The sequence below is a fragment of the Schaalia sp. ORNL0103 genome (genome assembly GCF_019429565.1).
Taxonomy (GTDB): domain Bacteria; phylum Actinomycetota; class Actinomycetes; order Actinomycetales; family Actinomycetaceae; genus Pauljensenia.
This window is the reverse complement of record NZ_JAHXSA010000003.1, coordinates 231,711-244,786: the sequence shown is the minus strand read 5'-3', so window position 1 is coordinate 244,786 and position 13,076 is coordinate 231,711. Positions and strand designations below refer to the sequence as shown.

Sequence of the window (13,076 nt, the reverse complement as noted above, 5' to 3'; positions counted from 1 at the left end):
GGGCGGCCTCGCGTATAGGCTCCAGGATAGTGGGTGCGAGGCCCGCGACGATGCTTGTGGCCCCGCTGGTGTTCCGGGCGCCGGAGGCCCCGGCCGCCCGCGAGGCTAGGCGTCCTCACTTCGTTCGGCGCCGCGCCTCGAAGCCCGCCCGTGCCCTCCGGACCCTCCGGCGCCCTCCACACCAGTGGGGCTGGGGCGCTGATGTGTGGCTCTGCGTTTCGTCTCGAAGCCCGGCCAGGCCCCGCCGCCGCCCACGGGCACCGCAGCCTAGCCTTCCGGTCCCTCCGGCGCCCTCCGCACCAGTGGTGCCCGGTCGCTGTTGTCTGGTTCGGCGCGTGTTGTTACAAACGTCGTCAATCCGACGGCATTTTTGCGAAAAATAGTGGTTTTTGGCCTCAGATTGACGACGTTTGTAACACGGGTCCTCACAGAGGGCTTCAAAATGCTCCAGTTTGACGACGTTTGTAACGCATCGCTGCCGTCAGCGGTAAGTCCATGCCCAGTAGGTGATGCGGTGGCTGCCGATTGGGGCGGCAATGGGGCTTTTGCACGACACGAAGCCTTCCAGCAGCGTGTCGTCGGAGTGTCGGAGCCTCATGTCGTGCAATTCCTCCGTTTGGTGGTTGTGAGTTCTTGGCTTGGAGAGCCAACGTGCGGGTTAGTGGGTTAACGTGCGCGATCAGCCCGATGCGAGTCGAGGCCGTACCCTGATAACTAATCGACGCCGCGAGGCGTCACTCAGGAGGGGAAGAACGCATGGAGTACGTGGCGCTGCTGCGCGGCATCAACGTCGGCGGCAACAACAAGGTCGTCATGAGCGAGCTGCGCGAACAGATCGCCGCCGAAGGCTTCACAAACGTGCGCACCTACATCAACAGCGGCAACGTCCTCTTCGAGGCCGGGCCCGACACCCCGTGCGAGGACGTGGCCCAGGCGGTTGAGGACCTCCTGGCTCGCCGATACGACTTCTCGATCCGACTGGCCCTCCTGACGGCGCAGGACTACCTCGCGGAGCTGCACAGTCTCCCCGACTGGTGGCATGGCGAGGTCGCCCGCCGCGACGCGCTCTTCTACACGCGAGGCCTGGACCGTTCCCACGTGCGCGAGCGCATCGAGGCGATGGAACTGGGGGACGAGGCCGTCTACTTCGGCGAGCACGCCGTCTTCTGGGGCAAGTTTGACGAGAAGAGCTTCATGAAAACCGCCTATCACAAGCGCCTGCTGCGCGAGGACTTCTACCGTCAGGTGACGATCCGCTCCGGTTCGACGGTTGAGAAGATCGCGGCCATGCTGTCGCAGGACTGAGGCTCACCCTGCCCAATCGTGATTTTGGCCCCCGCGCGCGCCCCTGCGGCCCCGATGCAGTCTAAAACCCGTACGCTTGTGTCAGTTCACGAGAAAACGAGGAGACACCATGGCCTCACACAGCGGGCGCCCCGGCGCCATCCGTAAGAAGGGCACCAAGAAGGGCGCGCAGGTCGGCACCGGCGGCCACTCGCGCCGCCGCCTCGAAGGCAAGGGCCCAACCCCCAAGGCCGAGGACCGCACCTACCATCCCGCCCACAAGCGCAAGGTGAAGCGCGAGGCTCGCGAGGCTCAGGAGGCCGCGATCGCGCGCGCCCGCGCCAAGTCGTCGATCCGCGTCAAGCCCGGTCACGAGCTGATCGCCGGCCGTAACCCTGTTGCCGAGGCCGCCCGCGCCTCGGTCCCGATCGAGCGCGTCTTCGTCCTCGACAACGTGAAGGACGACCGCGTGGAGGAGGTCGTGCGCCTCGCCTCAGCCATGGGCGCCCCCGTTTACGAGGTCACCCGTCGCGACCTGGATGTCGCGACCGACGGCGCCGTCCACCAGGGCGTCGCCATTGAGGTGCGCGGCTACGAGTACGCCGACGCCTCGGATTTGATCGCGGGTTCTCTGCAGCAGCTGGGCCACCCGCTCATCGTCGCCCTCGACCAGGTGACGGACCCCCACAACCTGGGCGCGGTCCTGCGTAGTGCGGGCGCGTTCGGCGCGGACGGCGTCATCATCCCCGAGCGTCGCAGCGCGGGCGTTAACACGACCGCGTGGAAGGTGTCGGCCGGTGCGGCCGCCCGCGTGCCCGTGGCTCGCGCGACGAACCTCGTGCGCGCTCTCGAGGAGGCTAAGCAGGCTGGCTACTTCGTCGTCGGCCTGGACGGCGGAGGCGACGCGCCCCTGCGCGGTCTGTCGCTGGCGGATGGCCCCCTCGTGGTCGTGACCGGTGCCGAGGGCGCGGGCCTGTCCCGCCTCGTGCGTGAGACCTGCGATCAGATCGTGTCGATCCCGATCGCGTCGACCGTCGAGTCCCTCAACGCGGCGGTCGCCACGGGCATCGCTCTGTACGAGGTGGCCTCCCTGCGCGCGCAGGGCTGAGCCTTCCGAACCACCCTGTTGTCTCGCCGTGGGTGCGCGTTAGCGCTCGCGGCGAGACTCTTTTTTGGCGGCTTGGCGCATTGCGATCACGTTCCGTCCCGCGAAGAGGTGGTCTGTTGGTAGATCGCCCTCGAAGAGGAGCTCTGGCTGCGCGAGCAGTAGCTCGTCGAGCTGCAGCGTAACGGCGAGGTCCTGGAGGTAGTGGCCGACGTCTTCCTTGGTGGTGGGGGTGTTGCGCTGGCTGACCCGGGTGTCGAAGCACCACACTTCGCTCGCGGGACGCCCTTCGGCCGACCAGGGCCGCGCTGCGATGAGGATCCGCGACGTCTGATAGCGAGCGGTTGCGGCAGGCTGGGAGGCAGGTTGCGAGGCAGACTGGGGGAACAGGTCGCTGCGCGCAATTGGGTCAGTCACGGTGGAAAATAGTCCGCCGATCGTATCGAGGCCGTCCGCGATCTCGGTGCCCACCCACCCCTGCTGGGCGAGCTGCTCGCGCATCCCCGGCGTCTCCACCGGGGTGCTTCTCCACCTCGAGGCCCAGTAGTTGATGCAGTGAGTGACCGCCTCGTGCGGAGCGGTTGCGACGAGCGCGTGCAGGTACCTGCGACGGAAGACCAACCGTCGCAGTGAGAAACCGGGGGTCATGAGCTGCCTCCTCGTGCACGACCTGTGTCAGCGCATCAGCACGGTAGCGACGCAAACGAGATGCGCTGTGGCGTCAGGATACTATTGTGTGGGACTCCCCGGGGATCGACGAGGCATGGGAATCCCCGTGCTGGTCGGCCGGAGGAGGGAGGCTACCCCCGGCTCTTCTTCGCAGCCTTGCGCATTGCCGTGAGCTCAGGGAGTGAGAGGGGGACGTCTGAGGGGATATCCCAGCGATTGAGGTGACGGGCGGGTGCAGTCATGATGCCCTGTGCGTTGAAGGACTCTTCGAGTGAGTGCATCGACGATTCAGCGTAACTGTTTTCGAGGCCGCTGAGATTCATCCGTGTTGCCCAATCAGTGAGGCACCATAGTTCGGTCACCGGACTCGATTCGCTCTCGACTGTGCGCGCAATGATATCCACGTACACCTTGGTGATGGCAGCTCGCTTGATTCGGTTGGGCACGAGAGAGGGGGCATGTGACAAGAGGCGACGGTATGAGCGTGTCTCGAAGAGAACATTAGTCAGGAATGCGCGACCGCTGTGTCCGATGATCAGTTCCGTTCCGGTCCATCCCCGCTGCTTGAATTGCTCTTGCATGCTGGTACTGGTGCGGCGGGCCCCCTTCGTATTCCACAGGCCGACGCAGCGGGAGACGGCATCGAACGGGGATGCTGACAGCTGAAAAACGGTGATGGCGCTGAAAGATTCGTTGAAATCCAGCTGCATGCTTGAGATGAAAGAGTTCATCGCGATTCCCCACTGTCGTGGTGGTGCTGTCGCTTCCTCATTGCTTCGCTGTGCATGATGACTTCTCCTGCTGTGGGTCGAGCTTGACCCTGGCGTAGAAGTACCTGCGACGGAAGACCAACCGTCGCAGTGAGAAACCGGGGGTCATGATCGCTCCTTCGACGGGAGGAACTTGGTGATGGGATCGAGGAAGCTGCCCCGCATCTGGGTGATGTTGGCGGGGGAGAGGGGGTGGTCCTCGGGCAGTTCCTCACCGTCGACGAGGCGTGGGGGAGCCAGGAGGATCCCCTGCTGGTGCAGGGCCGTGTGCAGGTACTCGAAGACGCGGGCGAAGGGATCTTTGCCGGGGCGGGCACGCTGAATCGTCGTGTCCCAGGGGAAACACCACAGCTCGGTGCGGTCCTGTTCGGCGCCCGGCATGGGGCGGGCGGCGATGATGATCGTCGTCTTGTTGAGGTGACGCAGTTGCGCGCGCACGGCCTTCGACGTCAGGTAGACGGCGAGGCCTCCCAAGAAGAGGCCCGGGGCGATCTCGCCAAGTTCCAGGAACGTGTCGTCGAAGCGTCTGCGCGAGGTCGTGACCTGCCCGGGCATGACCGTGACCTCGGTGCCGGACCAGCCGATGTCCGCGAAACGCTTACACATCGTGGTTGACTCGCGTTTGATGCCGATGAGCCGCCAGAACTGTGCGCAGCGCGCGACGGCCTCCGCCGGCGGACACGACACGGTGAACACCGTCATGGGGCGCCTCTTCAGGAGGGAATCCAGCGGCAGGCGAGGGGGAGTGATATCCATCAGCACTCCTGGGGATCGGGGTAACGAGGCCAGGCTATCAGCGTGAGCGTCATCGCACGCAACCCGGAGACGATACGATGAGGCCATGAGCGTCCTTGGAACCGTCATCGTTGGCATCGTCATCCTCATCGGAGTGATCGGTGCGGTCGTGCAGATCTGGCCCTCCGCGCCCGTCGTCGGAGGCGCGATCCTCGTGTGGGCGTGGATGAGCGGCACCCGCGCCGCGTGGATCATTTTCGCCATCGTGGCGCTCGTCCTGATCCTCGGAACGGTCCTCAAATACGTGATTCCCGCCCGCGGCATGAACAAGGCGGGAATCCCCCAATCCACGCTCGTGTGGGGCGCCGTCGGCGGCGTCGTCGGATGGTTCATCGGCCTGCCCCTCGGCCTCGTTCTCGGCATGGTTGTCGCTATCTTCGGTGTTGAGTACCTGCGCAGCCGCGACACTGCAAGCGCCTGGACGGCCACCCTCCAGGCCCTCAAGGCCTTCGGCTGGACGATCGCCATTGAGCTGATCGCCGCCCTCACAAGCGCCACGCTGTGGGGCGTCGGCGTCGCCCTGGTTGCCGCCGGAAACTGACGCGACCAGCCGGTGCCCCGGCCTCGTCGTTCCTCCGGTAGGATGGGTCTGTTGCGCGCGCCCGCGTAACAGACCCAACTAAACGGAGATTCTCATGCCCGCCGTCATCGTGCTCGGCGCCCAGTGGGGCGACGAAGGCAAAGGCAAGGCCACTGACCAGCTCGGCCAGCACACCGACCTCGTCGTGAAGTTCAACGGAGGAAACAACGCCGGCCATACCGTCGTTATTGACGGCGAAAAGTACGCGCTGCACCTCCTGCCCGCCGGAATCCTCTCCGAAGGCGTCACCCCCATCATCGGCAACGGCGTCGTTGTCGACCTGGACGTGCTCTTCGAGGAGCTTGCGGAAATCACCGAGCGCGGCGTCGACTGCTCGCGCCTGCGTATCTCCTCCAATGCGCACATCATCCCGCCGTACAACCGCCTCATGGACCAGGCGAACGAGCGTGCGCGCGGCAACAACCTCATCGGCACGACCGGCCGAGGCATCGGCCCCACCTACGCCGACAAGATGAACCGCATCGGCCTGCGCATCCAGGACCTCTTCCACCCCGAGGAGCTGCGCGCCAAGGTCGAGGCCGCCCTGGCCCCCAAGAACACCATTTTCGAGGCCGTGGACATCCCCACGCTCGATCCCAACGAGGTGTCGGACCACCTGCTGTCCTTCGCGGACCGCATCAAGCCGATGCTGTGCGACGTGTCCCTCGTCGTCAACGACGCGCTGGACCGCGGCGACACCGTCCTCTTCGAGGGCGGCCAGGCCACGATGCTCGACATCGACCACGGCACTTACCCCTTCGTGACCTCCTCCAACCCGACCGCGGGCGGCGCGCTCACCGGCTCCGGCGTTGGTCCCACCCGCATCGACCGCGTTGTCGGCGTCGCCAAGGCGTACACGACGCGTGTCGGCGAGGGACCGTTCCCCACGGAGCTGGACGACGAGGTCGGCGAGGCGCTGCGCACCAAGGGCGGCGAGTTCGGCGTGACCACGGGTCGCCCGCGCCGCACCGGCTGGTTCGACGCCGTCATCATGCGCTACTCGACGCGTATCAACGGCCTGACCGACATTTGCCTGACCAAGCTCGACGTGCTCTCTGGCTACGAGACGATCCCCGTGTGCGTGGCCTACGAGGTCGACGGCGTGCGCACGGAGGAAATGCCCCTCGATCAGGCCGGCTTCGAGGCCGCCGTGCCCGTGTACGAGGAGCTGCCCGGCTGGAGCGAGGACATTTCGCAGTGCCGCTCCTTCGACGAGCTGCCCCAGGCCGCCCAGGACTACATCAAGCGCCTGGAAGAGCTGTCGCGCTGCCGCATCCAGTCCATCGGCGTGGGCCCGGGCCGCGAGGCCACGATCGTGCGCTACCCGCTCATGTGACGCTTCGCTGAGACGATAGTGGGGGCCGGTGCTGCAACGCAGCGCCGGCCCCCACTCGTTTCACGCACCACCGTCAGCGCGTATGTACGACAAAGCACGCCGAACCGAATGCGCCTGTCGGCGCGAAGGCCGCTCGTAGCGGCAGAGTTTGGAGCCCGGGGCATACCGGTCCGGCGTGCCCCACAACTGTACGACCAGTCAACGCCCGCGCGCATCCCGTGGCGGCGTGCATCAACCCACACGGGGCGTGCGCCACAGCCCGCCCCTCATCGCCGAGGCCGTGGCAGCGTGAAGCGGGACTGACACCCGGCCCCGCGCCCGGGAGAGCCGACCCGCGAGAGCTGCCCCTGCCTCGTGAGGGGCGCACATGTGGGACCATGGAAGCGTGATGACATCGACCCCGCCCACGCGGCGCCGCACCGGCTCAGGCCGCGGACGTCGCCGCGACACCTTGGCCAACCGGCACGTGCCCACGATCATCGGTATTCTCACCGTCACCGTGCTGGCCGCGGCGACGATTGTCGCCTGGTGGTTGCCGGGGTCTCGTTGGAGCGTCGGTCCTGTCGTCGCCGTCGCGTCCTTCCTGCTGGCTCTCGGTTGGCCGACGCTGGCGCGCCTGCACATGCCGTGGCTCGCGCAGGCGGTCCTCGCCCTGGGTGGCGCGCTGACCCCCATGGGCGTTGCCTACTGGAAGAACCTCGACATCGCCGTGCCGCTGACGGGCATCACGCTGGTCGCGCTGGTCGCGGCGACGATCCTGGACGCGCCCGCGCCGCGCGATCACTCCGTGGGGCGCACGAGCGAGCACTGGGGATCCACGGCCCTGAGCGCGGCCCTCGCCTCGTCGGTGACCGGCCTCCTCATCGTCACCTCCGGCTCCATGTGGGTCTCCCTGACCGTCCACGAGCGCTGGTCGGGCATCGTCCCCATGGCTGCCCTGATCGCCGTCATCGGCGCGGCCTCGGCGCGCTTCGGGCGCAGCGCGAAGGCGGGCGTTGCATTCGCGATGATTGCCGGCCTCGTCGCGGGCCTCGTGGTCGCCTCGATCGCCTGGTTCCTCGGGCAGACCTCGGACCTGCTGCCCGTGGTCTTCCCCTTCATCGCCAAGCGTTTCGGCGAATTCGCCGCCTTCCTGACTCTGGGTGGCGTCACCGGCTTCGGCGTCGGCTTCGCCGTCTCCGTCGTCGACGCGCTGCTGGGCGAGCGCGCGTCCTCCGCTGAGCTCGCCAACATCCTGGGCCGCGGCGCCGCGAAGTTCCTCGTCGCCGCCCTGCCCGTCTACGCGATGATCCGCATCGGCGGAATCTGAGGCCCCACGACGGCTGAGCGACCGGATGGCCGGGCCCCAGCCTCGTCCCGTTCGCTGCCAGCTGCGCGCGCCCCTGCTCGCGCGGTGAGCGTCCACCCGAGGCGTTAGGCTGGAGGCATGATGGTGATACCTGCTGACCTGCCCGCACTCGTCGCTCCCGTCGCGTGGATGCTTGGAACCTGGGAGGGGTGGGGCATGTACGCCGCCCCCGCCGCCCCCGGCCAGGAAGAACCCGCCGAGGACTCCCCCGTCATCGAGGAGATCCGCGGCGACGTCGTCGGCGACCAGATGCGCCTGGTGACCCGCGTGTACGCGGGCGTCGCCTCCGAGCCGATCGACCCCACGTGGGACGCGGCCAAGGGCCTGTCCGCTATTCATAAGGGCGACCTGATCAGCGAAGAGACCGTGTACGTCTCCGTCGCCCCCTCCGACGCGCCGCTGCCACCTCCCGGCCAGTACAACTCCCGCGAATTCACGGCGACCTCCGCGTCCACCGAGGGCCACAGCGCCGTGTGGGACGGCGTGAGCGTCGGCCCGCGCGTGCAGATGGTCTCCGACGCGATCGCTCTCGGCGTGGGTGCCACCCGCGTGACGCACCTGGGCCGCATGTTCGGTCTGGTCGCGGGTGAGCTCATGTGGACGCAGGAGCGCACGCTCGACGGCGAGGACGAGGCCGACGTCGAGATCTCAGGCCGCCTCATGCGTACCGCGCAGGCCTCCACCGAGTCCGGCGAGGTCATCGAAGGCATCGACGACACCCAGGATGGCTTCCTTGTCTGAGTCTGCGCTCGATTCCGAGTTCGTCGACGAGGCCGTGGCCTCCTTCGGCGCGACCCCGCACTTCGGGGACCCGTCGGGGGAACAGTGGGCCCTCGAGGGCGGCCGCGCGCTGGTGCGCCGACCGGACCTGGCCGTCATCTCTGTGTCGGGGGCCGATCGACTCACCTGGCTGACGTCGCTGGCCTCCCAGATCGTCACCGACCTCGTTCCCGGCGCGAGCCGCGAGCTGCTGATCCTCTCGCCCGAGGGCCGCGTCGAGCACTGGGCCGGCGCGAGTGACGACGGGGGCACGCTGCACCTGATCGTGGAACGCTCGGATGTGTCGGAGTTTGTGGCGTTCCTCGAGTCGATGCGTTTTGCGCTGCGGGTGAGCGTTGAGCAGAGTGACGTCGTCGTGTTCTCCTCGGTCCGCGCGGGCGCGAATACGCCCGAGTCCGTGGCCGACCTGCCCGGACACCTGTGGACCTGGGAGGACCCGTGGCCCGGCATCGTGGAAGGCGGGGCCGCCTACTTCCAGGGCGAGCGTCATCCCGGTGAGCGCACCCCGATGATGTTTCACGCTGTTTCACGCGATGCCGCGGACGAGTTCGAGGCCGCGTGGCTGTCCGCGTCGCCCGAGGCCGGCTCGCGCCGCCGAGCCGGATACCTGGCGTGGGAGGCCACGCGCATCGCCGCTTGGAAGCCGCGCCTGGGCCGCGAGACCGACGCCCGCGCGATTCCGCCCGAGGTGGACTGGCTGCGCAGCGCCGTTCACACGACGAAGGGCTGCTACCGCGGGCAGGAAACCATCGCCCGCGTCCTGAACCTCGGACGCCCCCCGCGCCGCCTCACCTACCTGCAGCTGGATGGCTCGCGCGGCGACCTGCCCGCGCCCGGCACGCCCATCGAGGTGGGCGGACGCCAGGTCGGCGTCATCACCTCCTCGGCCCGCCACGCGGACGAGGGGCCGATCGCCCTCGCGCTGATCGCCCGCGCCGTGCCCGTGACGACTGTCTTCGATATCGACGGCGTTGCCGCCGCCCAGGAGGAGATCGTGCCCGTCCACGGCAAGTCCTCCGTGTCCCCGGAGACCCGCCCGGGCGCCGACCTCTCGCGCGAGGCCGGCCAGCGCGGCGGTTCCACGGGCTTCGGCGGCCTTGGCTCTGCCCTGGGGTCGCGCTGATGCGCGCCGTCATCCAGCGCGCCACCTCGGGTGAGGTTCGCGTCGACGGCTCCGTCGTCGGCCGCCTCGCCCTCGATCCGCCCGAGGCGGGCGAGAAGCGCCAAGGCCTCGTCGTCCTCCTTGGTGTTCAGCGCGGCGACGGCCCCGAGCAGGTGGCCACGGTCGCCCGCAAGATCGCCGAGCTGCGCATCCTCGACGACGAGCGTTCCGCGCTCGACGCGGGCGCACCGATCCTCGTGATCTCGCAGTTCACCCTGTACGGGGACACCCGCAAGGGCCGGCGCCCCTCGTGGGCGCACGCCGCCCCCGGCGAGGAGGCTGAGCCCCTCGTCGACGCGGTCGTCGCCGACCTACGAGGCCGTGGCCTGCACGTCGAAACCGGCCAGTTCGGGGCAATGATGGAGGTCTCGCTGGTCAACGACGGCCCGTTCACCGTCCTCGTCGAGGCGTAGTTCCCCTCCAATCTCGCACGTAATTTCCCTATCAACCTTTCAGGTGTTGGAATATTGCCGTTGGAATTGCAACGTTTATGGGCTGTCTCAAAAAGTGACCGAGGGGAATTATGTGCGACTTTTGGGTGAGGGTCCCAGAGATACATGCCGATAGTTCGTGCCTCGCTCCGGTCCTGCATCGACGAGGCCCCGTAATCCGGCCTCGTCCCTGCGCCCAGGGCGAAAGCGCGCGCACGGCGCGGGAGCTTTCCGTAGGCTGTAACCAGTCAACTGGGACGGGTGTACGCCGAGCTCGGCGAAGTGCCTGTCCTGTGAAACGAGGAGAGGCATGTTCGAACGCTTTACCGACCGCGCTCGCCGGGTCGTCGTGCTCGCGCAGGACGAGGCTCGCGGTCTCAAGCACAACTACATCGGCACGGAGCACCTGCTGCTCGGCCTGATCTCCGAGGGTGAAGGCGTCGCCGCCAAGGCCCTGGAGACCATGGAGATCAAGGGCGAGGCCGTGCGCGCCTCCGTCATCGAGATCATCGGCGAGGGTGAGAAGCCGGTCGAGGGCCACATTCCCTTCACCCCGCGCGCCAAGCGCGTCTTCGAGCTGAGCCTGCGCGAGGCCCTGCAGCTGGGCCACAACTACATCGGCACGGAGCACCTGCTGCTCGGCCTCCTCAAGGAGGGCGAGGGCGTGGCCGCCCAGGTCCTGACCAAGCAGGGCGCGGACCTGGCGCAGGTGCGTCAGACCGTCATCCAGATGCTCAGCGGCTACCAGCGCGGCGACGACGAGGGCCGCGAGTCGGTCGGCGCGGGCGTGGGTGGCTCGGGTGGTCCCGAGCGCTCCAACTCTGCGATCCTCGAGCAGTTTGGCCGCAACCTGACGCAGGCCGCGCGCGAGAACAAGCTGGACCCCGTCATCGGCCGCCGCGTCGAGATGGAGCGCGTCATGCAGGTCCTCTCGCGCCGCACGAAGAACAACCCGGTCCTGATCGGTGAGCCCGGCGTCGGTAAGACCGCGGTCGTCGAGGGCCTCGCCCAGGCGATCGTGCACGGCGACGTGCCCGAGACGATCAAGGACAAGCAGATCTACAGCCTCGACATGGGGTCGCTGGTCGCCGGCTCGCGCTACCGCGGCGACTTCGAGGAGCGCCTGAAGAAGGTCCTCAAGGAGATCCGCACGCGCGGCGACATCATCCTGTTCATCGACGAGATCCACACCCTCGTGGGTGCGGGTGCCGCCGAGGGCTCGATTGACGCCGCCCAGATGCTCAAGCCCATGCTGGCGCGAGGCGAGCTCCAGACGATCGGCGCGACCACGAACGACGAGTACCGCAAGTACATCGAGAAGGACGCGGCCCTCGAGCGCCGCTTCCAGCCGGTGAAGGTCGAGGAGCCCAGCGTCGACGAGACGGTGGAGATCCTCAAGGGCCTGCGCGACCGCTACGAGGCGCACCACCGCGTCATCATCACGGACGCCGCAATCCAGGCCGCCGCCGAGCTGGCGGACCGCTACATTTCGGATCGTTTCCTCCCCGATAAGGCCATCGACCTGGTCGACGAGGCCGGTGCGCGCCTGCGCATCCGCCGCATGACCGCGCCGCCGGAGCTGCGCGAGCTGGACGAGAAGATCGCCGAGGTGCGCCGCAACAAGGAGGCGGCCATCGACGATCAGGACTTCGAGAAGGCCGCGTCGCTGCGTGACGAGGAGTCGAAGCTGTCCGAGGAACGCAAGGCGAAGGAAGAGGCCTGGAAGGGTGGCGAGTCCGACGAGATCGCCGAGGTCGGGGATCAGGAGATCGCCGAGGTCCTGGCCATGTCGACCGGTATCCCGGTCGTGCGCCTCACCCAGACCGAGACTGCGAAGCTGCTCAAGATGGAAGACGAGCTGCACAAGCGCGTCATCGGCCAGGACGAGGCCGTCAAGGCTCTCGCCCAGTCGATCCGTCGTACGCGCTCGGGTCTGAAGGATCCGAACCGTCCCGGTGGCTCCTTCATCTTCGCCGGCCCGACCGGCGTGGGTAAGACTGAGCTGGCCAAGGCCCTCGCCGAGTTCCTCTTCGGCGATGAGGATGCCCTCATCCAGCTGGATATGTCCGAGTTCTCGGAGAAGCACACGGCCTCGCGCCTCTTCGGTGCTCCTCCCGGCTATGTTGGCTACGACGAGGGCGGTCAGCTCACGGAGAAGGTCCGCCGCAAGCCGTTCTCGGTCGTCCTCTTCGACGAGGTCGAGAAGGCTCACCCGGACATCTTCAACTCGCTGCTCCAGATCCTCGAAGAGGGTCGCCTGACGGACTCGCAGGGCCGCAAGGTGGACTTCAAGAACACCGTCATCATCATGACGACGAACCTGGGTACCCGCGACATCAACAAGGGTGTCCTCACGGGCTTCCAGACCGCGGACAACTCGACGCACGACTACGGCCGCATGAAGGCGAAGGTCGCGGAGGAGCTCAAACAGCACTTCCGTCCCGAGTTCCTCAACCGTGTCGACGACACGATCGTGTTCCCGCCGCTGACCAAGCCCGAGATTGCGCGCATCGTCGACCTGATGATCGCCAAGCTGGCCAAGCGTATGGAGGCTCAGGACATGCGCCTGCAGCTGACGGACGAGGCGCGCGAGCTGCTCGCGGACGTGGGCTTCGACCCGGTCCTGGGTGCGCGCCCGCTGCGTCGTGCGATCCAGCGCGAGATTGAGGATGCGCTGTCCGAGCGCATCCTGTTCGGAGAACTGCAACCCGGTCAGGTTGTTACCGTTGGCGTCACCGGAGAGGGTAAGGAACGCAAGTTCACCTTCAACGGAGAGTGATTTACTCGCCAATTATCTATGGCTGACAAACCAGTCG

At 67.2% G+C, this 13,076-nt stretch carries 12 protein-coding genes; 9 read left to right on the top strand and 3 right to left on the bottom strand.

Features of this window, described 5'->3' with window-relative positions; all coding sequences use genetic code 11:
• The first annotated feature begins 756 nt into the window (after positions 1 to 756).
• The gene (locus tag JJJ16_RS09515; RefSeq protein WP_219752494.1) at positions 757 to 1,305 is read left to right on the top strand and encodes a DUF1697 domain-containing protein; all 549 of its coding nucleotides are present in this window, start codon (positions 757 to 759) and stop codon (positions 1,303 to 1,305) included.
• A gap of 109 nt (positions 1,306 to 1,414) precedes the next feature.
• Positions 1,415 to 2,392 (top strand): 23S rRNA (guanosine(2251)-2'-O)-methyltransferase RlmB, encoded by a 978-nt coding sequence (gene rlmB / locus JJJ16_RS09510; protein WP_219752492.1) that lies wholly within the window; start codon positions 1,415 to 1,417, stop codon positions 2,390 to 2,392.
• Between the two features lie 39 nt (positions 2,393 to 2,431).
• Here the strand turns inward: rlmB and JJJ16_RS09505 are convergent, their stop codons facing one another.
• From JJJ16_RS09505 to JJJ16_RS09495, 3 genes are all read right to left on the bottom strand, one after another.
• On the bottom strand, positions 2,432 to 3,037 hold the full coding sequence (locus JJJ16_RS09505; protein ID WP_219752491.1) for a hypothetical protein: 606 nt from the start codon (positions 3,035 to 3,037) through the stop codon (positions 2,432 to 2,434).
• 152 nt (positions 3,038 to 3,189) lie between these two features.
• Positions 3,190 to 3,789 carry a hypothetical protein gene (locus JJJ16_RS09500; protein ID WP_219752489.1) on the bottom strand — a complete coding sequence of 200 codons (600 nt, stop codon included), beginning with the start codon at positions 3,787 to 3,789 and terminating at the stop codon, positions 3,190 to 3,192.
• Between the two features lie 144 nt (positions 3,790 to 3,933).
• The gene (locus JJJ16_RS09495; RefSeq protein ID WP_219752488.1) at positions 3,934 to 4,584 is read right to left on the bottom strand and encodes a hypothetical protein; all 651 of its coding nucleotides are present in this window, start codon (positions 4,582 to 4,584) and stop codon (positions 3,934 to 3,936) included.
• A gap of 85 nt (positions 4,585 to 4,669) precedes the next feature.
• On the opposite strand from JJJ16_RS09495, the gene JJJ16_RS09490 reads away from it, so the two are divergent.
• The 7 genes from JJJ16_RS09490 (at position 4,670) to JJJ16_RS09460 (ending at position 13,039) form a co-directional block, all read left to right on the top strand.
• Complete coding sequence (locus JJJ16_RS09490) at positions 4,670 to 5,164, top strand: DUF456 domain-containing protein (RefSeq protein WP_219752486.1); 495 nt, start codon at positions 4,670 to 4,672, stop codon at positions 5,162 to 5,164.
• Between the two features lie 94 nt (positions 5,165 to 5,258).
• Positions 5,259 to 6,539 carry an adenylosuccinate synthase gene (locus tag JJJ16_RS09485; RefSeq protein WP_048672506.1) on the top strand — a complete coding sequence of 427 codons (1,281 nt, stop codon included), beginning with the start codon at positions 5,259 to 5,261 and terminating at the stop codon, positions 6,537 to 6,539.
• A 388-nt stretch (positions 6,540 to 6,927) separates the two neighbouring features.
• Complete coding sequence (locus JJJ16_RS09480) at positions 6,928 to 7,848, top strand: hypothetical protein (RefSeq protein ID WP_204373140.1); 921 nt, start codon at positions 6,928 to 6,930, stop codon at positions 7,846 to 7,848.
• Positions 7,849 to 7,965: 117 nt separating this feature from the next.
• Complete coding sequence (locus JJJ16_RS09475) at positions 7,966 to 8,628, top strand: heme-binding beta-barrel domain-containing protein (protein WP_219752484.1); 663 nt, start codon at positions 7,966 to 7,968, stop codon at positions 8,626 to 8,628.
• A complete protein-coding gene (locus tag JJJ16_RS09470) occupies positions 8,621 to 9,790 on the top strand; it encodes a YgfZ/GcvT domain-containing protein (RefSeq protein ID WP_219752483.1) in 1,170 nt (389 codons plus the stop codon). Before JJJ16_RS09475 ends, JJJ16_RS09470 begins: the two co-directional genes overlap by 8 nt.
• The gene (dtd, locus tag JJJ16_RS09465) at positions 9,790 to 10,242 is read left to right on the top strand and encodes a D-aminoacyl-tRNA deacylase (protein ID WP_219752481.1); all 453 of its coding nucleotides are present in this window, start codon (positions 9,790 to 9,792) and stop codon (positions 10,240 to 10,242) included. The genes JJJ16_RS09470 and dtd overlap by 1 nt, the downstream gene beginning before the upstream one ends.
• Positions 10,243 to 10,570: 328 nt before the next feature.
• Positions 10,571 to 13,039, top strand: a complete 2,469-nt coding sequence (locus tag JJJ16_RS09460) for an ATP-dependent Clp protease ATP-binding subunit (RefSeq protein WP_219752480.1) — start codon at positions 10,571 to 10,573, stop codon at positions 13,037 to 13,039.
• Positions 13,040 to 13,076 lie beyond the last annotated feature (37 nt).